The organism is Paracidovorax avenae ATCC 19860 (assembly GCF_000176855.2).
Classification (GTDB): domain Bacteria; phylum Pseudomonadota; class Gammaproteobacteria; order Burkholderiales; family Burkholderiaceae_C; genus Paracidovorax; species Paracidovorax avenae.
Map to the genome: position 1 here is coordinate 3,180,851 of NC_015138.1, position 17,407 is coordinate 3,198,257.

General features: G+C 70.1%; 17 protein-coding genes. 8 read left to right on the forward strand and 9 right to left on the reverse strand.

Translation table 11 applies throughout. The features are described from left to right. The first annotated feature begins 107 nt into the window (after positions 1–107). From ACAV_RS13930 to ACAV_RS13955, 6 genes are all read left to right on the forward strand, one after another. A complete protein-coding gene (locus ACAV_RS13930) occupies positions 108–1,232 on the forward strand; it encodes a nuclear transport factor 2 family protein (RefSeq protein ID WP_013595211.1) in 1,125 nt (374 codons plus the stop codon). Positions 1,233–1,363: 131 nt separating this feature from the next. Continuing rightward, on the forward strand, positions 1,364–2,677 hold the full coding sequence (locus tag ACAV_RS13935; RefSeq protein ID WP_013595212.1) for a L,D-transpeptidase family protein: 1,314 nt from the start codon (positions 1,364–1,366) through the stop codon (positions 2,675–2,677). Next, on the forward strand, positions 2,674–3,267 hold the full coding sequence (locus ACAV_RS13940) for a peptidylprolyl isomerase (RefSeq protein ID WP_013595213.1): 594 nt from the start codon (positions 2,674–2,676) through the stop codon (positions 3,265–3,267). The genes ACAV_RS13935 and ACAV_RS13940 overlap by 4 nt, the downstream gene beginning before the upstream one ends. 56 nt (positions 3,268–3,323) lie before the next feature. Beyond that, complete coding sequence (locus ACAV_RS13945) at positions 3,324–3,830, forward strand: peptidylprolyl isomerase (RefSeq protein WP_013595214.1); 507 nt, start codon at positions 3,324–3,326, stop codon at positions 3,828–3,830. A gap of 177 nt (positions 3,831–4,007) precedes the next feature. After that, positions 4,008–4,802: a UDP-2,3-diacylglucosamine diphosphatase gene (locus ACAV_RS13950; RefSeq protein WP_013595215.1), complete on the forward strand. Its 795-nt coding sequence runs from the start codon at positions 4,008–4,010 to the stop codon at positions 4,800–4,802. Between the two features lie 4 nt (positions 4,803–4,806). Beyond that, complete coding sequence (locus tag ACAV_RS13955; RefSeq protein ID WP_013595216.1) at positions 4,807–5,661, forward strand: M90 family metallopeptidase; 855 nt, start codon at positions 4,807–4,809, stop codon at positions 5,659–5,661. A gap of 18 nt (positions 5,662–5,679) precedes the next feature. Here ACAV_RS13955 and yfiB read toward each other — a convergent pair whose 3' ends face one another. The 5 genes from yfiB to ACAV_RS13980 form a co-directional block, all read right to left on the reverse strand. Continuing rightward, positions 5,680–6,246, reverse strand: a complete 567-nt coding sequence (yfiB, locus tag ACAV_RS13960) for an outer membrane lipoprotein YfiB (protein WP_013595217.1) — start codon at positions 6,244–6,246, stop codon at positions 5,680–5,682. Positions 6,247–6,322: 76 nt separating this feature from the next. Continuing rightward, entirely contained in the window at positions 6,323–7,555 is a 1,233-nt protein-coding gene (dgcN, locus tag ACAV_RS13965; RefSeq protein ID WP_013595218.1) for a diguanylate cyclase DgcN/YfiN, read from the reverse strand. After that, positions 7,552–8,163: a regulatory sequestration protein YfiR gene (yfiR, locus tag ACAV_RS13970; RefSeq protein WP_013595219.1), complete on the reverse strand. Its 612-nt coding sequence runs from the start codon at positions 8,161–8,163 to the stop codon at positions 7,552–7,554. Before yfiR ends, dgcN begins: the two co-directional genes overlap by 4 nt. A gap of 71 nt (positions 8,164–8,234) precedes the next feature. Next, positions 8,235–9,869 (reverse strand): gamma-glutamyltransferase, encoded by a 1,635-nt coding sequence (ggt, locus tag ACAV_RS13975; RefSeq protein ID WP_013595220.1) that lies wholly within the window; start codon positions 9,867–9,869, stop codon positions 8,235–8,237. Positions 9,870–9,877: 8 nt separating this feature from the next. Then, complete coding sequence (locus ACAV_RS13980) at positions 9,878–10,870, reverse strand: Bug family tripartite tricarboxylate transporter substrate binding protein (protein ID WP_013595221.1); 993 nt, start codon at positions 10,868–10,870, stop codon at positions 9,878–9,880. A 127-nt stretch (positions 10,871–10,997) separates the two neighbouring features. On the opposite strand from ACAV_RS13980, the gene ACAV_RS13985 reads away from it, so the two are divergent. Further along, positions 10,998–11,927 (forward strand): LysR family transcriptional regulator, encoded by a 930-nt coding sequence (locus ACAV_RS13985; RefSeq protein ID WP_013595222.1) that lies wholly within the window; start codon positions 10,998–11,000, stop codon positions 11,925–11,927. On the opposite strand, the gene mdeB is transcribed toward ACAV_RS13985, so the two are convergent. Next, positions 11,902–14,610 (reverse strand): alpha-ketoglutarate dehydrogenase, encoded by a 2,709-nt coding sequence (mdeB, locus tag ACAV_RS13990; protein ID WP_013595223.1) that lies wholly within the window; start codon positions 14,608–14,610, stop codon positions 11,902–11,904. The two genes, ACAV_RS13985 and mdeB, sit on opposite strands and share 26 nt — an antisense overlap. A 105-nt stretch (positions 14,611–14,715) precedes the next feature. Here mdeB and ACAV_RS13995 point away from each other — a divergent pair, with 105 nt between their 5' ends. Further along, a complete protein-coding gene (locus ACAV_RS13995) occupies positions 14,716–15,189 on the forward strand; it encodes an Lrp/AsnC family transcriptional regulator (protein ID WP_011795422.1) in 474 nt (157 codons plus the stop codon). A 36-nt stretch (positions 15,190–15,225) separates the two neighbouring features. Here the strand turns inward: ACAV_RS13995 and hmuQ are convergent, their stop codons facing one another. From hmuQ to ACAV_RS14010, 3 genes are all read right to left on the reverse strand, one after another. Continuing rightward, entirely contained in the window at positions 15,226–15,534 is a 309-nt protein-coding gene (gene hmuQ / locus ACAV_RS14000; protein WP_013595224.1) for a heme-degrading protein HmuQ, read from the reverse strand. A 20-nt stretch (positions 15,535–15,554) separates the two neighbouring features. Continuing rightward, positions 15,555–16,532 carry a DUF3014 domain-containing protein gene (locus ACAV_RS14005; protein WP_041829220.1) on the reverse strand — a complete coding sequence of 326 codons (978 nt, stop codon included), beginning with the start codon at positions 16,530–16,532 and terminating at the stop codon, positions 15,555–15,557. A 162-nt stretch (positions 16,533–16,694) separates the two neighbouring features. Then, positions 16,695–17,402, reverse strand: coding sequence for an alpha/beta hydrolase (locus ACAV_RS14010; RefSeq protein ID WP_013595226.1), 708 nt, complete (start codon positions 17,400–17,402; stop codon positions 16,695–16,697). Between the last annotated feature and the right edge of the window lie 5 nt (positions 17,403–17,407).

The window sequence follows — 17,407 nt, forward strand, 5'->3', positions numbered from 1 at the left end:
ATCAGGAGCGGCAACAGCGCACCGGCATGGCAAAACCCCTCGGCTACAATCCGCCGCAGTATAAGGCCCGTTACCGATCGACACTTTCATACCCGTTGCCACCACCCATGACGCACGCCCGCCGCCCACTCCCCCATCTCCTGCGACTGCTGGTGCTGTCGGCCTTGCTGGGGGCGCCGCTGGCCCACGCGGACGACTATGCCGAGATCACGCAACTGCTCAAGTCCGGCAAGAGCCAGGAAGCGCTGGCCAAGGCGGACCAGCGCCTGCTGGCCAACCCGCGTGATCCCCAGCTGCGCTTCCTGCGCGGCGTGGCGCAGGCGGATTCGGGCAAGCAGGCGGATGCGGTGGCAACGTTCACCAAGCTCACCGAGGACTACCCCGAGCTGCCCGAGCCCTACAACAACCTGGCCGTGCTCTACGCGAACCAGAACCAGCTCGACAAGGCACGCACGGCCCTCGAGATGGCGATCCGCACCAACCCGAGCTATGCCACGGCCCACGAGAACCTGGGCGACATCTACGCGAAGCTCGCCAGCCAGGCCTACAACAAGGCCCTGCAACTGGACGCCTCCAATGCCAACACGCTGCGCCCCAAGCTGGCCCTGATCCGCGACCTGTTCTCGGGCGACGCCGGCAAGTCCGCCGCGGCGAAGTCGGCGACCCCGGTGGCCACCACGACGGCCCGCGCTCCCGCACCGTCGGCCGCGCCTGTACCGGCACCGGCGGCATCCCCGGCACCGGCGCCCACGCGTGCCGCCGCACCGGCTCCCGCACCTTCCACGCCCCCTGCTCCGGCCCCTGCCAACCTGCCTGCCGCATCGCCTGCACCGGCGGCGTCTCCAGCGCCCGCGCCTGCTCCGGCGCCTGCCGCGGCATCGTCCTCGGCCGCGGCCGAGAAGGAAGTCTCGGCTGCCGTGCGCGCCTGGGCCAGCGCCTGGGAAGGCCAGGACATGCATGGCTACCTCGGTGCCTACGACCCGTCCTTCACCCCTCCAGGCAAGCAGAGCCGTGCCGCCTGGGAGAAGGAGCGCCGCGACCGCATCGTGGGCCGTGCCAAGATCAACGTGACCATCAACGACCTGCAGGTCACGGTCAAGGACAACAAGGCCCAGGCACGCTTCCGCCAGGGCTACAGCTCCGGCTCGTACAGCGTGAACAGCCGCAAGACCCTCGACCTGGTGCATACCGGCGGCCGCTGGCTGATCGTGCGCGAGTCCACCGGCGGCTGATGGCGGTCCGGCGGGCGCCCCGGCCCTTTTTCCTCCAGGCACCGTGCGGCGGTGCCGGCCCCGGCCTGCTGCAGCCCCCCGCAGCGCGGCCGCGGCGTGCCGTGCCCTGGCATCCCCTCCGCTGAGCGCCGATGTCGATCGCGATTCCCTTCCGTAGCCGCGCGCTCGCGGCGGCAACCGCTTTGTCCGTGGTCTGTGGCGCGCTCGGCGCGCCCGCGGCCCTGGCCCAGGGCGACAAGGAGCGCGCCCTCGCCCGCAACAAGCGCACCGCGGCCAAGCCGGTGTCGCGCGGCCAGCCGGCGCCCCTGCGCGACGGCCAGGCGGAGCAGCGCCTGATGGAGGTCTATCGCCTCACGGGCGAAGGCCGCAGCCGCGAAGCACTCGCCAAGGCCGAAAGCCTGGCACGTGACTACCCGAATTTCCAGCTGGCGCAGCTCGCGCTGGGCGACCTGCTGTCCGCCCGCACGCGGCCGGTGCGCCAGTTCGGCGACGTGCCGGCGGGCCAGGGCGATGCGCCCCAGCCCCCCTCGCCCAACGCCGCGGAGGCGCTGGCCGAACTGCGCGCGGAATCCCGGCAGCGCTCGGACGCGCTGCGCGCCCGCCCCGGGGCCCGCGCCATTCCCGCGCAGTTCATCGAACTCTCGGCGCGATCCCGCCATGCGATCGCCGTGGATGCCTCGCGCTCGCGCCTGTACCTGTTCCAGAACACCGAACAGGGCATGGAGCTGATCGCCGACTATTACGCCTCGGTCGGCAAGCTCGGCATCGAGAAGGCTCTGGAAGGCGACCAGCGCACGCCGCTGGGCGTGTACTTCATCACCAGCCGGCTCGATCCCGCCACGCTCAAGGATTTCTACGGCGCCGGCGCGCTGCCCATCAACTATCCCAACCCGCTCGACGTGAGCCGGGGCAAGACGGGCAGCGGCATCTGGCTGCATGGCACGCCGCCCGAGCAGTTCTCGCGCGCTCCGCTGTCCACCGACGGCTGCCTGGCGCTCGCCAATCCCGACCTGGAGCGCATCCTGCGCACCGTGGAGCCCCGCTCCACGCCGGTGGTGATCGCCCGCCAGATCCAGTGGGTGCAGCCACAGGCGGTGCAGGCCGAGCGCCGGCAGTTCGAGGCGGTGCTCGATGCCTGGCGCGCCGCCAAGTCGCAGGGCGACGTGCGCCGCCTGCTGTCGTTCTATGCGGCCGACTTCCAGAGCTACGGCAAGATGGCGATCACCGACTACGCCAGGAGCCTCGAAGCCGAGGTCCGCGCGCTGCGCGGCCGTCCGCTGCACCTCAAGGACCGGACGCTGCTGCGCTGGACGGATGCCACCGACACCATGGTGGTAACGTTCGGCGAAGTCGCCGAAGGGGCCCGCACCGGCCCCGTCAAGCGCCAGTACTGGACGCGCAAGGGCCAGCAATGGCAGATCTTTTTCGAAGGAGTGATTGGATGACGACCCTGATTTCCAGACGATTCGCCGCCCTGGCGCTGGCCGGCGCCGCGTTCGCGGCATTCGCGCCCGCCGCCTCCGCACAGACCGCCACGGCCGCGCCGAAGGTCAAGCTGGCGACCAGCCTGGGCGACATCGTGCTGCAGCTCGACCCCGCCAAGGCACCGAAGACGGTGGAGAACTTCCTTCAGTACGTGAAGGACAAGCACTACGACGGCACGATCTTCCACCGCGTCATCGACGGCTTCATGATCCAGGGCGGCGGCTTCACGCCCGACATGCAGCAGAAGCCCACGCGCCCCCCGATCCCGCTGGAAGCGGGCAACGGCCTGAAGAACGATGCCTACACCATCGCCATGGCCCGCACCGGCAACCCCGATTCGGCCACCTCGCAGTTCTTCATCAACGTGAAGGACAACGCCGCGCTGAACGCACCCAACCCCGATGGCCACGGCTACGCCGTGTTCGGCAAGGTCGTGAGCGGCAAGGATGTGGTGGACAAGATCAAGGCGGTGGAGACCGCCAACCGCGGCATGCACCAGAACGTGCCCTCGACCCCGGTCGTGATCAAATCCGCCACCGTGGTGCAGTGAGCCACCCTCGCACGCATCTCCCATATCCCTACCCGGGATCCCCATAAGGAAACGCAATGAGCAACCCGCAAGTCGAACTCCACATCGCCGGCCACGGCGTGATCGTCCTCGAACTCGACGCCGACAAGGCGCCCAAGTCCACGGAGAACTTCCTCGCCTACGTGAAGAAGGGCCACTACGACAACACGGTCTTCCACCGCGTGATCCCCGGCTTCATGATCCAGGGCGGCGGCTTCGAGCCCGGCATGAACCAGAAGGGCACCGATGCGCCCATCGAGAACGAGGCCCAGAACGGCCTGAAGAACGACAAGTACACCGTGGCCATGGCCCGCACCAGCGATCCGCACTCGGCCACCGCTCAGTTCTTCATCAACGTGGCCGACAACGGCTTCCTGAACCACACCGCTCCGTCCGCCCAGGGCTGGGGCTACGCCGTGTTCGGCAAGGTCGTGAAGGGCACCGAGATCGTGGACGCCATCAAGGGCGTGAAGACGGGCCGCAAGGGCTTCCACGACGACGTGCCGAAGGACGATGTCATCATCGAGAAGGCCGTGGTCATCTGAGCCCCCCCTGAGTCGCTTCGCGCCTTCCCCCCCAGGGGGACGACGCCAGCAGCCCGGCAAAGCCGGTTCTGCGGCGTCTGCTGGCGTGGCCTGCTCCGCGGCCATTCGATTCGCGAACGCCGCGCGGGTGCTCGAAGACGCCGCCTGGCGCGAAGCCCTTCTGAATCCCGTACTGTCATGAGCCTGCCTGTGCCCGACATCCGGGAGTTCGTGGCGCCCGACGCGTGGCGCGCGATCGATTTCATTTCCGACCTCCACCTGGAGGCGGACCACCCGGCCACGGTGGATGCCTTTTCGCATTACCTGGACACGACGCCGGCCGACGCCGTGTTCCTGCTGGGCGACCTGTTCGAGGTCTGGGTGGGCGACGACGCGATCCAGGAGGCAGGCAGTTTCGAGGCTGCATGTTGCGGGCTGCTGCGCCACGCCGCATCCCGCAAGGCCCTCTACTTCATGCACGGCAACCGCGACTTCCTGGTGGGTGCGGGGTTCACGGAGGCGACGGGCATCCCCGTGCTGCAGGATCCCACGGTGCTGGTCTTCGCCGGTCGCCGCTGGCTCCTGAGCCATGGCGATGCGCTGTGCCTGGCCGACGTGCCCTACCAGAAATTCCGCGCCATGGCGCGCGACCCGCAATGGCAGGCGCAACTGCTCGCACTGCCACTGGCCGCGCGCCGCGCCCAGGGCCGCAGCGCGCGCGCCGAGAGCGAATCCCGCAAGCAGTCGGGCACCGCCTTCTATGGCGACGTGGACAGCGCCGCCACCGTGCAATGGCTGCAGGCGGCGCAGGCACCGGCCCTGATCCACGGCCACACCCACCTGCCCGCCGACCACGCGCTGCAGGCGGCCGACGGCGCATCCCTCGCCCGCCACGTACTCACCGACTGGGACCTGTCCGCACGGACGCCGCGTGCGGAGGCACTGCGCCTCACGGCCGCGGGCTTGGAACGCATCTGCCTCGTCCCCAGATAGCGGCATGACCCCTGCCTCCGCTTTCACGCGCCTGGTGCGCAAGCTCTCCCGCCGCGTGCGCTCGACGATCGCCCCGGTGCCCGACATTCCCGCGACGCTGTGGCTGCAGACGGTATCGCGCTACCGCTTCCTCGCGGAGCTGCCGCTGCACGACCAGGCCAAGCTGCGCGCGCTGAGCGCCCTGTTCCTGCAGCGCAAGGAGTTCACCGGTGCCCACGGACTGGAAGTGACGGATGCCATGGCGGTGGCCATCGCCGCGCAGGCCTGCCTGCCGCTGCTGCACTGGGGGGAGCCGGCCGAGGCGCTGGCCTGGTACGACGATTTCGTGGGCATCGTCGTCCACCCCGGCGAGGCCGTGGCGCGCCGGCAGTCCGTGGACGAGGCCGGCGTCGTCCACGACTACGACGAAGTGCTGCTGGGCGAGGCCATGGACCGCGGCCCCGTGATGCTGAGCTGGCCCGCGGTGGACGGCGCTGGACGGCCCCTGGTGGAGGGCGAACAGGGCAGCGGCACGAGCGTCGTCGTGCACGAGTTCGCGCACAAGCTGGACATGCGCAACGGCGGTGCGGACGGCTACCCTCCCCTGCCCGCAGGCTTCCTCGGCACGCATGACGCACGTGCGGCGCGCGAGCAGTGGCGCGCGGCCTGGGAGCCCGCCTACCGGGACTTCCGCGAGCGCGTGATCATCGCCCAGCGCTTCGGCGGTGAGCGGCCCTGGCTCGACGCGTACGGCGCCACCGCACCGGCGGAATTCTTCGCCGTGGCCTGCGAGGCTTATTTCGTCAGCCGCGAGCGCTTCGCGCAGGAGTTTCCGGCGCTGATACCCGTGCTGGATGCCTATTTCCGGCCGGGCGGCTGACCGGCCGCGGGCACAGGTTCAGAACGCAGGCACGATGATCGCAACGCGCCGGTTCTCGCGGCGGCTGGCGGCAGACGTGCCCTGCACGACGGGGCGGGAAGCCCCCAGGCCGACGGTGCCGATATGGTCCGCGGGCAGGCCTGCTTCGGCCAGTACCCGGGCCACGGCCTGCGCACGCCGCAGCGAGAGGCGCTCGTTGTAGGCGCGGGCACCCTGCTCGTCGGTATGGCCCTCCACGCGCAGGGCGTCGATCCCTACGTCCGCCAGCGCCCGCCCCATGCGCAGCACGCCGTCATGGCTCTCGGCGTTCAGCTCCACCGAGTCGAAGTCGAACAGCAGCTTGCCCGACATCTGCAGCTCCCAGCCCGCGTCCGTGGGCTCGAAACCGTACTGCCGCAGCACGGCGGCCTTGCGCTCCGAAGCGCTGGGTGCGGCGGGAGCCTCCTGCGCAGGCGGCGGCGCGGGCGGCGCCTGGCAGGCCGCGAGCAGCGCCGCGAACGCGATGGAAAGAATGATGCTCGCCACACGCGCTCGCGCCGCACCGCCGCCATGCGCGCCACCAACATCCGTACCGAAAATCGCCATGCCAACCCTCCAGGCGCGGCATCCATCGATCAACCAAACTATCGATAGATGCAATCTAATAGTTAATCCATTATAACTATCGAGCCCGCTGACTGCCGTGTCGCTCCGCCTTCACCCGGTACATGGCCATGTCGGCAAAGCGCATCAGGGCGCCCATGTCCTGCCCATGGAGGGGGAACATGGCGACGCCGATACTGACGGCGGGCTGGAGCTGCACGCCGTTGTCCAGCGTGACCGGATCGCGCATGGCCTCCTGCACGCGGGAAATCATGCGCTCTGCATCGCGCAGGCCGGCCACCGGCGCCATCACGATCGCGAATTCATCGCCGCCCAGCCGTGCCACGAGGTCGGTGTCCCGCGCCTGCGCGCGCAGGCGCTGCGACACCGCCACCAACAGCGCATCCCCGGCCGCGTGCCCATGGGTGTCGTTGACGGCCTTGAAATGGTCGTTGTCCAGGAACAGCAGCGCCACCGAGGTACCGGCGCCGCGCGCCTCGTCCAGGCGGGACTGCAGATGCTGCTCGAAGTGGGAGCGGTTGGACAGGCCGGTCAGCCCGTCGTGCAGGGCCTGGTGGGTCAGCGCGATGTTGCGCTGTTGCAGCAGCGCCTGGCGGTGTTCCAGTTCCTGCAGGAGCGCGTTGAAGTCGTCGCCGAGCGCATCCAGCTCCGCGATGCGTGCCGGAGGCACCCGCAGCCCCTGGACATGGTCGCGGCGCACCGACCGCGCAACGGAGGCCAGCGCCTGCAGCGGGACCACCATGTCGCGCAGCATGCGCCGGGACAGTACCAGGCCCACGGCACCGCTCACGGCCAGGCACAGCGCGAGCGCTGCCAGGCCGGTGCCGAGGAAGTACAGCAGGCCCATGCCGTCGCTGCGCAGCACGACCGATCCGTTGTCCTCGCCTTCGTGGCGGATGGGCACGGAAACGGGCTGCAGGCCCACCATGGCGGCCACCGCCGGGGCCAGCCGGCCTGCCAGGCCACCCTGCTCCGCGTGCCATTCGGCGAAGACGGCGCCGCGGGCATCCATCACGCGTGCCTCGGCCACGCCCTCGTCCACCACCATGCGGCGCAGTGTCTCGGACGCATCCTGCCGGTCTCCGAAGACCACGGCGGCCTCCACGGTGTAGGCCAGGGAACGGGCCACCAGGTGCAGATTGTTGCCCGCGTACACGCGCAGCGCCACCAGCCCTGCCATGAGCAGCAGCGCCCCTGCCAGCGCGACGGCCAGCAGCGCCATGCTCAGGTGGGCACGGTGCACGACGGCGCGCAGGGTATCGCCGGGACCGGCCGCGCCGGTCCGCGTCATGGGGCGGCCTTCCTGCGCGAGAGTTGCAGCACGCGGGGATTGACGCGCACTCCGCTGCGGGCCACCGAATCCAGGTTGCTTTCGAATCCGACGCCGTCCTGGCGCACCTCCAGGCAGAACATGCAGCCGATGCGGCAGAGTTCGCGCCGCTCGCTGATCGACAGCAGGGGACGCGTTCCCATCTTCTCGAGGAGTTGCCGCCATTCGGCGTCCTCCAGGTGGCCCGCATACACGCCGTCGCATGCCGTGGGGAGCGCGGCATCGTCCAGCCGCATGCGGCGCACCTCGATGCGGCGGGTGGGCGTCGGCTCCGCCCCCTGCAGGAGTTCGTCAGCGAATTCGGTCGGTCCGACCACGCAGAGCCGGATGGCCTGCGGCTCTTGCGGCCAGCGGGTGTATCCCAGGATGCCGAACACTGTCTGGGCCACGGCGCGGGATTTCGCATCCACGGCCAACAGGCCTTCCGGAAGCGCGGTGCCCGGCCAGGCGGCCAGCCATGCCGCCAGGCACCCGGCCGCCACGGCCCATGCGCGGCGCCTGCCGGCCGGCAGGCGAGGCAGGCGACGGCGCATCCAGGACAGCAGCAGGCGAAGCAGGGGCGAGGGCACGGCGACTCCCGCAGTGGGCGGGAACGGGTCGGACAAGCAGATGCTGCCGAGTGTAACGGGGCCGCCTTCTGTCAGGCCACGGCCGTGCGGTACGCCACCCCGTCCCGCCCCGGATCTGCGCCACCGTGCAGCCGGCCATGGGCCCCGATCTGCACGCCATGCACCCAGCCGATGGTGTAGTTGTACGGGTTGCGGAACACTTCGTAGCCATCGGCCTGCAGCGCGCGCGTGACGTGGCGCGGGATGCGGTTGCACACGTCGATGGAATTGCTGGTGGACGAGAAGCGCGGTGCCGAGACGGCTTCCTGCATGCCCATGCCGTGGTCGATCATGTTGAGCAGCACCTGCAGCACGCCCATGGCGATCTGCGTGCCGCCCGGAGCGCCCAGCACGATCTCGGGTTTGCCATCCCGGAAGACGATGCTCGGGCAGGACGACGTGAAGCGGCTCTTGCCCGGCTGGATGCTGCCCGCGCGGCCGGGGCGCGGATCGAACACGCCCATGCAGCCGTTATAGAAGAAGCCCATGCCCGGCGTGATCACGCCCGAGGGCATGGCGAGCGAGTGCGTCATCGACACGCAGTTGCCGTCGCCGTCCACCACGCTCAGGTGCGTGGTGTCGCGCGGCACGGGCGCGCCAGGGTTCACGCGCTCCACGCGGAAGCGGCGGCCCGCGCGGATCTCTTCGGCCACGCGCGCCGCACCGTCCTTGGAGAGCAGTTGCTCCAGCGGCACCTCCACGAAGGCCGGATCGCCGATGTGCCGGTCCTTGTCCGAGGTCGCCTTCTTCATCGCCTCGCTGAGCAGGCGCAGGTAGGCCGGGCCGTTGTGCTCCATTTCCGCGAGCGGGAAGTTCTCCAGGATGTTCAGCATCTGCAGCAGCATGGCGCCGCCGCCCGGGGGCTGGTTGGTGGTGACGGTGCGGCCGCGGTAGCTGCCGGTGAGCGGCGCCGTGCGGCGCACGGCGTAGCAGGCCAGGTCTTCGCGCGTCAGCAGGCCGCCGACCGACTGCACGTGCTCCACCATGCGGGTCGCGAGTTCGCCTTCGTAGAACGGGGCGATGCCTTCTTCGGCCACCTGTTCCAGCACACCTGCCATGCCGGGGTTGGCCAGGGGTGTGCCGATCGGCTTGGGCGAGCCGTCCGGGCGGCAGTAGAGCGCGCGGCCCTCATCGCTGTAGCGCAGGCGATCGAGGTTGCTGGCGCGGCCCATGGTGGGCTCGTCGATCCAGAAGGCGTGCATGCCGGGCCGCACGAAGAAGCCCTCGCGTGCCCAGGCGATGGCGGGCGCCACCACGTGCTTCCACGGCAGTCGGCCGTGGGCGCGGTGCATGGCCTCCAGCCCCTTGAGCGTGGCCGGCGTGGCGATGGACTGCGGGCCGATGTCGTTCACGCGGCCCTTCAGGATGAAGCCGAAGCCGTCCTTGGTTTCGCCTTCGAGCAGGTCGGCCCACATGTCCTCCCGGCAGGCGAGCGGTGCGGGTGCATGGAAGTCGAAGTATTCGTGGGTCGCGGGCCCGTTCGCGCCCTGCATGTAGACGGCCGCCGTGCCGAAGCCGGCGATGCCGCACATCAACGGGTCCACGACGGTCTGGGCGAGCGCGGTGGCGACGGCGGCGTCCACCGCGTTGCCGCCCGCGCGCAGGATCTCGATGCCCGATTCTGCCGCTTCGGGCTGCGGGCAGGACACCATCGCTTCTCGGGTCATGCCGTTCCTCACTTGCCGCTCAGGTTCAGCGCGTCGAGCGTCGGGCCCCATGCCTGGGTGTCGCGGCGCGCTACCTCCATGAGCTGGCTGGCGGGGCCGGCCATGGGGATCGCGTTCATGGCGCGCAGCTTGGACTGCACTTCGGCGCTGGCATGGAAGGCGCGCGTGCCCTCGTGCAGCCTGGCGATGATCGCAGGTGGCGTGCCGGCCTTGGCGACGATGCCGCTCCAGCCCATGGTGTCGAAATCCTTCACGCCGAGTTCGTTGGCGGCCGGCACGTCGGGCAGTTCGGCGAGGCGCGAGGGTGCCAGCACCACCAGCGGCACCACCTTGCGGTTCTTGATGTGCGGCAGCGCGGTGCCGGCCACCGGGGCCATCACCTGGGTCTGGCCGCCGATGGTCGCCATCAGCCCATCGGGCTCGCCCTTGAAGGGCACGTGTGTCATCGAGATGCCGAGCTTTTTCTGCAGCAGTTCCACCGCCAGCTGCGTCGAGTTGCCGAGGCCGGAGGACGAGAAGTTCAGCTCGCCCGGATGCGCCTTGGCGTATTTCACGAGGTCGTCCAGCGACTTGAAGCCCGTGGCGGGGTTGGCTACCAGCACGAAGGGCACGGTGCTCAGCATGCCCACGCCGGTGAAGTCTTTCTCGGGGTCGTACGGCAGCGGCTTGTACACGAACTTGTTGAGCACCATCTGCGACACCCCGCCGAACATCAGCGTGTAGCCGTCTGCGGGCTGGCCGAGCACCTGCTGCGCCGCGATGATGCCGCCCGCGCCGGGCTTGTTCTCCACGACGATGTTGGCGCCCAGCGCCCTGCCCGCGTGTTCGGCCCAGAGGCGGGCCACCGTATCGGAGCTGCCGCCGGCCTGCTGGGATACGACGAGGCGGATGGGACGGGCGCCGGGATAGCCAGCGGCATCCTGCGCCACGGCCGGAGCGCCGGCCACTGCCCAGGAGAGTGCCAAGGCAGCCCACCGGGACAGGCAAGAATTTTTGTTCATGGTATGCAATCTCCGAAGAAACAGGTTGCGTGCAGCCGTTCCCATGCCGGCCTTCCTGGCGCGATTATTCGGAGGTGCATGCCCCGGGACCAGCGAATTCGCCCGATGGATCCATTAGCATTTACTCATGTCTCTTGAACACGTGGCCTGGGCACGCCGGCTGAAGATCCGGCACCTCGAAGCCTTCCTCGTGCTGGACGAGGCCGGCACGCTGACCGAGGCGGCCGCGCGCATGCACATGACGCAGTCGGCCATGTCGCACTGGCTGGCGGACCTGGAGGAACTGGTGGGCATGCCCCTGGTCACGCGCGGGCGGCGCATCCAGCTCACGCCGGCGGGGGTCATCATGAAGCGGCTGGCCGTGGGCGTGCTGGGCGACATCTCGCGCACGCAACTCGAACTGGGCGCGGTGGCCGCGGGCCGCAGCGCTCGTCTGCACATCGGCAGCGTGTGGGCCGGCGTGGCGCGCGGGGTGCCGCAGGCGCTGGCGCAGTTCCAGGCCCTGCACCCGTACATCTCGGTCACCGTGTCGGAAAGTCCGTTCGGGAACCTGCTCGAAGGACTGGAGAACCGGCAGCTGGACGTGGTGGTCGGCTCACTGGATGCGCGGGCCTGGCAGGGGCGGCTGGAACACCGCGAGCTGTTCGAGGACAACGTCTGCCTGGTGGTGGGCCGGGCCAGCCGCTTCTGGGATGTGCCCGGGCCCGTGCGCCTGGCGGACCTGCTGCAGGAGAACTGGATCATGCCGCCCAAGGGCACGCTGATGCGATCGCAGCTGGATACGGCCCTGCTCGACAGCGGCGCCTCCTGGCTGCTGCCCAAGGTGGAGACCGCCGCCATCACCACGCTGCAGGCGCTGCTGCACCAGGGCGACTATGTGGGCGTGTGCTCCGGGGCCATGGCCGAGTACCAGGCGACGCTGGGCAACCTGCGCGTGCTGCCGCTGGACCGCACCATTCCTTTCGGCCCGGTGGGCGTCGTCTGGAGCCGCGACCATGCCTCGGAGGCCGTGCGGCTTTTCGTGGAGCACATCACCGAGGCCACAGAGGCACAGTAGTGTGCAGCAGGCTGCGCGCGGCCCCGGCCACGCTGGCGGCATCCACGCCGAAATGGCTCCGCAGCGCCGCGCGCGTGTCGCTGCGACCGAAGCCGTCCGTTCCCAGGGTGAGGTAGCGGCGGCCTTCCGGCACGAAGGCGCGCACGCTCTCGGGCACGGTGCGCACATAGTCCGTGGCGGCCACCACCGGGCCCCGCGTGCCCTGCAGCACCTGCGCGAGCCAGGGCGTGCCCGGCCGGGCCTCGCCCTGCAGCAGGCGCCGCTCGCAGGCCACGCCGTCGCGCGCCAGTTCGCTCCAGCTGGTCACGCTCACCACCGTCACCTGCACACCCTCGGCCGCCAGGGCCTGCGCGGCCTTCACCACTTCGGTGAGGATGGCGCCGGAACCCAGCAGGGTGACTGCGGGCGCATCGGCCGGGCCTTGCGGGGGCGCAAGGGCAGTGAACACATAACAGCCGCGCAGCACGCCCTCTTCCGCGCCCGCCGGCAGGTCGGGCTGCGCGTAGTTCTCGTTCATGAGCGTGACGTAATAGAACACGTCGCGCTGCTCCACCAGCATCTCGCGCATGCCGGCATCGATGATGACGGCCAGTTCGCCGGAGAAGGCCGGGTCGTAGGCCTTGCAGTTGGGGATGGTGGCGGCCACGAGGTGGCTGGAGCCGTCCTGGTGCTGCAGCCCCTCTCCGCCCAGCGTGGTGCGGCCCGAGGTCGCGCCCAGCAGGAAGCCGCGCGCGCGCTGGTCGGCCGCAGCCCAGATGGCGTCGCCCACACGCTGGAAGCCGAACATGGAGTAGTAGATGTAGAACGGCAGCATGGCCAGGCCGTGCACGCTGTAGCTGGTGGCGGCGGCCGTCCAGCTGGCGATGGCGCCGGCCTCGCTGATGCCCTCTTCCAGGATCTGGCCGTCCAGCGCCTCGCGGTAGCTCAGCACCGAACCGATGTCCTCCGGCGCATATCGCTGGCCCAGGCTGCTGTAGATGCCCACCTGCTTGAAGAGGTTCGCCATGCCGAAGGTGCGCGCCTCGTCGGCCACGATGGGCACGATGCGCGGGCCCAGCTGCGCATCCTTGAGCAGCGTGCCCAGCATGCGCACGAAGGCCATGGTGGTGCTCATCTCCTTGCCCTGGGCCTGCAGCGCGAACTGGGCCTGCAGCGCGAACTGGGCGTACTGCGCCATGGGCGGCACCGGCACCACGCCGCAGGCGGTCTCGCGGCGCGGCAGGGCGCCGCCCAGGGCGGCGCGGCGCTCGCGCAGGTAGCGCATCTCGGGGCTGTCCTCGGCCGGCTTGAAGAACGACAGGCCCGTGGCCTGCGCATCGGTGAGCGGCAGGTTGAAGCGGTTGCGGAATTCCAGCAGGTCGCGTTCATCCAGCTTCTTCTGGCTGTGCGTGGTCATCTTGCCCTGCCCCGCCGTGCCCATGCCGTAGCCCTTCTTGGTGTGGGCCAGGATCACGGTGGGCTGGCCGCGGTGGGCGGCAGCGGCGGCGTAGGCGGCATGGATCTTCACGAGGTCGTGGCCGCCGCGCTTGAGGCGGTCGATCTGCTCGTCGGTCAGGCCCTGGGCCAGCGCGGCCAGTTCAGGCGACTGGCCGAAGAAGTGGTCGCGGTTGTAGCGCCCGTCCTTGGCGGCGAAGGTCTGCATCTGCCCGTCCACCGTGCCACCCAGCGTGCGGGCCAGCGTGCCGGTGAGGTCGCGCGCGAAGAGGCCGTCCCAGTCGCTGCCCCAGAGCAGCTTCACCACGTTCCAGCCCGCTCCGGCGAAGAGCCGTTCCAGCTCATCGACGATGCGGCCGTTGCCGCGCACCGGGCCGTCGAGCCGCTGCAGGTTGCAGTTGACCACCCAGACGAGGTTGTCCAGCCCCTCGCGCGCGGCGAGGGTCAATGCGCTCATGCTCTCGGGCTCGTCCATTTCTCCGTCGCCGAACACGCCCCACACTTTCCGCCCCTGGCAATCCAGCAGGTTGCGGTGCGTGAGGTAGCGCATGAAGCGCGCATGGTAGATGCTGCTGATCGGCCCGATGCCCATGGAGCCCGTGGGGAACTGCCAGAAGTCGGGCATCAGCCAGGGGTGCGGGTAGCTGGAGAGGCCCTGTGCGCCCGCCGCGGGCGCGGTGATCTCCTGGCGGTAGTGCTGCAGGTCGTGCTCGGTCAGCCGGCCTTCGAGAAAGGCTCGCGCATAGACGCCCGGCGCGCTGTGCGGCTGGAAGAACACGAGGTCGCCCCGGTGCTGGCCGGGGCCCGTGCCCTCGCGGGCGCGGAAGAAATGGTTGAAGCCGGCCTCGAACAGGTCGGCCGCGCTCGCGTAGCTGGCGATGTGGCCGCCCAACTCGCCATAGGCCTGGTTGGCGCGCACCACCATGGCGAGGGCATTCCAGCGCATGAGGGAGGCCAGCCGCTCCTCGATGGCCAGGTCGCCAGGGAATACCGGCTGCGCCTCCACCGCCACGGTGTTCACATAGGGCGTGTTCAGCGTGGGCTGCCAGCCGGTGTGCTGCCGGCGCGCCAGGGCCGCGAGTTCGTCCAGCACGAAACGGGCGCGCTCCGGCCCCTGGGTGGCGACCAGGGCCAGGAAGGCGTCGCGCCATTCGGCAGTTTCCTGCGGATCGGCATCGGCAGCGGGAGAGCCGGAGGACATGGTGGCGGCCTGGGCACCCAGGGCATGGAGCGGCAGCGGAGCATTCATGCCGAAGCACTCTACCGGGCCCGGGGCGGCATGGGCGACTGTTCGGCATCCTGGCAAACCCCGAATGGCAGCATTTCATGCCGGTGATCTTCTAAACTGAAGCACATGAAGCTGGACACGATCGATCTGCGCATCCTGGCCGAACTGCAGGCCGACGGCTCGCTCTCCAACGTGGAGCTGGCGCGCCGCGTGCATCTCTCGCCCTCGCCCTGCCTCGCGCGCGTCAAGGCGCTGGAGGCCTCGGGGGTGATTGCGCGCTACGTCGCCCTGGCGAACCCGGCCGTGCTGGGCCTGGGGCTGAACGTGTTCATCAGCATCAGCCTGAAATCGCAGGCCAAGGAGGCGCTGGCGCAGTTCGAGCGCCGCATCGCCGAGCACGACGAGGTCATGGAGTGCTACCTGATGAGCGGCGACTCGGACTACCTCATCCGCGTGGCCGTCGCCGACATCGGCGCGCTGGAGCGCTTCATCCTGGAGCAGCTCACACCCATTCCGGGCATCGAGAAGATCCGCTCCAGCTTCGCGCTCAAGCAGGTGCGCTACAAGACAGCCCTGCCCTTGCCGCTGCCGCCCGCGTGACCGCGCAGCGCCGCGGCCATTCCGACCACCGCGGCCTCACCACGCGGCGTCGAACAGCTCCAGCTGCGGCGGGCCCAAGTACAGGTCGCGCTTCTGGCCGGCGTTCGCGTGCGCGGCGCGGAAGGCCTCCGAGCGCGTCCAGTCCTCGAAGTGCGCGCGCGACTCCCACACGGTGTGCGAGGCGAACAGGGTGTGCTCCGCAGTGGTCTCGCCGCGCAGCAGATGGAACGACTGGAAACCGGGCACCTGGGCCAGGTGGCTGTCGCGCTGGCGCCAGATTTCGACGAATTCGTCCTCGCGGCCGGGGACGATGCGGAAACGGTTCATGGCGATGAAAAGAGGCATGGCTGGGCGTTGTGGGTGGATCAGGGCGCGGCGCTCGCGGCCACAGACGGTGCAGGCACGGGGGTGGCCTGGGCCGGCGCATTGGCCGAGACCAACCGGCGGCGCAGATCGGCCAGCACGGCCTTGACCCGGCGTGCGTTCTCCGGCCCGATGCGCAACATCATCTTCTGGCCGCTGGACAGCGCCTGCAGGTGCGGATCGGCAAACTCGTAGCGCACCCAGGGCCGGGTGGACGGCACGTCGCCCTGCACGCGGGTGAGCTGCAGGCGCAGGGGGCCGCGCGGCTCGGGCGTTTCCTGCAGATGGCCCAATACGGCCACCAGCCGGTCGTTGAAGTAGCCCTTGGGATAGCCCAGGTCCACATAGGTCTGCTGGAACAACGGGTAGAGCTGCCGGTAGAGGGCGATCGCGCGGTCGCGAGGTATCGCTTCCACCAGGGCAACCAGGGCCTGGTAGCGCGCGGCATTGGCCGGAGCGATGGTGGCGTGCAGCGGTGCGCCGTTCTCGTCCACCGCGCTGCCGGGCTCCGCCTGCACCGCCAGGTGCTGCGGCGCGGGCTGCACGGGCCACAGGCGCGACGGCGCCTGCGTCCGGGGCAGGTTGTCCACGGTGACCACGATGCGCCGCACGATGTCTTCGAGGTGCAGCAGCGCGGCGATGCGATCGCTCCCCAGCCACTCACCCAGCGCCTGCGTGATGAAGGCGTCGGAGTCCTTCATCGCGGGAGGCGGCGGCGCCTGCGCGGAGTCCACCGGGTGCTGCGGCCCGGAGGCCACGGGCTCCGGCACGGATGCCGGCGCCTCGGCCACGGGGGGTTCGGGCGCCTGGACGGCGGGCGTCTCCGCCGTGCGCGCGGACGGCGGAATCCACCCGAACCACCAGGCGGCACCCGCCAGCGCCGCGGCGCCGGCCACGCCCGCCAGCACCCAGCCCACGGGCGATGCGCGGCGTGGCAAAGAGGACGGTGGGCGGAAATCCTGGGGATCGGAATCGGGCATGCAGAAGTCTTTCGCGAACGGAAACGCGGCGCGCGCCGCGATGGAACGCAGGGCCTGCGAAAAGCCGCCCCGCCACGGGCCATTGTGGAGCCGCACTGCGCCCGGCGCGGTAAGCGCATGTGACCGGATGCGCAGGCAGCCGCCACCGTGGCGGCGCCAGCGTCAGCGCGCGAGCGCCTCGGCCGCGCCCAGGGCGGCCAGCCAGTCCATCGCCTCGCGCAGCTCGCCGGGGCGGATCTCGTGCATGCCGGGGTACTCCCGGTAGGTCAGGGCCAGCGGCAGGCCACGCGCGTGGTCGCGAAGGGCACGGGCGTTCGCCAGTGGAATCACGTTGTCCTGCTCGCCATGGCTCACCCACAGCGCACGTCCCCGCAGCGCGGCAGGTTCGACCGCATGGGGCAGTACCTGGGGCAGCAGCCGGCTGTGCCAGACCATGGCGGCCTGCAGCAGGTCGGGCCGGGTGAGCAGCAGGGACAACGCCATGATGCCGCCCTGGCTGAAGCCGCCCACCACCACGCGCTCCGGCGGTACGCCGAGCTGCGCTGCGGCGCTTTCCACGGTGCGCGCCAGCAGGCTGCGACTGGCGATCTCCTGGGCCTCATGGATGGTGCGGCTGCCATCGGGCTCCACCGAGAACTCGAACCAGGTGTTCGCCCCCGGGCCCATGGCGTAGGGCGCGCGCAGGCTCAGCACGTGGAAGTGGCCGGGCACGGCGGGCGCGAGCGAGAAAAGGTCTTTTTCATGGCTGCCCACGCCATGCATGAGCACGAGCAGCCAGGGCTGCGCCGTGTCCGGCGCGGCAGGGCGGCCGAGGAAGGCGAGTGGCAAATCCAGCAGGGGGGACGGCGCGAAGGAAGTGGTCTGGGTCATCGGGA

Excerpts from the sequence above, each read along its gene's own strand:
- ACAV_RS13930 (WP_013595211.1), top strand. The coding sequence starts at position 108 with ATGACGCACGCCCGCCGCCCACTCCCCCATCTCCTGCGACTGCTGGTG.
- ACAV_RS13935 (WP_013595212.1), top strand. The coding sequence starts at position 1,364 with ATGTCGATCGCGATTCCCTTCCGTAGCCGCGCGCTCGCGGCGGCAACC.
- ACAV_RS13940 (WP_013595213.1), top strand. The coding sequence starts at position 2,674 with ATGACGACCCTGATTTCCAGACGATTCGCCGCCCTGGCGCTGGCCGGC.
- ACAV_RS13945 (WP_013595214.1), top strand. The coding sequence starts at position 3,324 with ATGAGCAACCCGCAAGTCGAACTCCACATCGCCGGCCACGGCGTGATC.
- ACAV_RS13950 (WP_013595215.1), top strand. The coding sequence starts at position 4,008 with ATGAGCCTGCCTGTGCCCGACATCCGGGAGTTCGTGGCGCCCGACGCG.
- ACAV_RS13955 (WP_013595216.1), top strand. The coding sequence starts at position 4,807 with ATGACCCCTGCCTCCGCTTTCACGCGCCTGGTGCGCAAGCTCTCCCGC.
- yfiB (WP_013595217.1), bottom strand. The coding sequence starts at position 6,246 with ATGGCGATTTTCGGTACGGATGTTGGTGGCGCGCATGGCGGCGGTGCG.
- dgcN (WP_013595218.1), bottom strand. The coding sequence starts at position 7,555 with ATGACGCGGACCGGCGCGGCCGGTCCCGGCGATACCCTGCGCGCCGTC.
- ggt (WP_013595220.1), bottom strand. The coding sequence starts at position 9,869 with ATGACCCGAGAAGCGATGGTGTCCTGCCCGCAGCCCGAAGCGGCAGAA.
- ACAV_RS13980 (WP_013595221.1), bottom strand. The coding sequence starts at position 10,870 with ATGAACAAAAATTCTTGCCTGTCCCGGTGGGCTGCCTTGGCACTCTCC.
- ACAV_RS13985 (WP_013595222.1), top strand. The coding sequence starts at position 10,998 with ATGTCTCTTGAACACGTGGCCTGGGCACGCCGGCTGAAGATCCGGCAC.
- mdeB (WP_013595223.1), bottom strand. The coding sequence starts at position 14,610 with ATGAATGCTCCGCTGCCGCTCCATGCCCTGGGTGCCCAGGCCGCCACC.
- ACAV_RS13995 (WP_011795422.1), top strand. The coding sequence starts at position 14,716 with ATGAAGCTGGACACGATCGATCTGCGCATCCTGGCCGAACTGCAGGCC.
- hmuQ (WP_013595224.1), bottom strand. The coding sequence starts at position 15,534 with ATGCCTCTTTTCATCGCCATGAACCGTTTCCGCATCGTCCCCGGCCGC.
- ACAV_RS14005 (WP_041829220.1), bottom strand. The coding sequence starts at position 16,532 with ATGCCCGATTCCGATCCCCAGGATTTCCGCCCACCGTCCTCTTTGCCA.
- ACAV_RS14010 (WP_013595226.1), bottom strand. The coding sequence starts at position 17,402 with ATGACCCAGACCACTTCCTTCGCGCCGTCCCCCCTGCTGGATTTGCCA.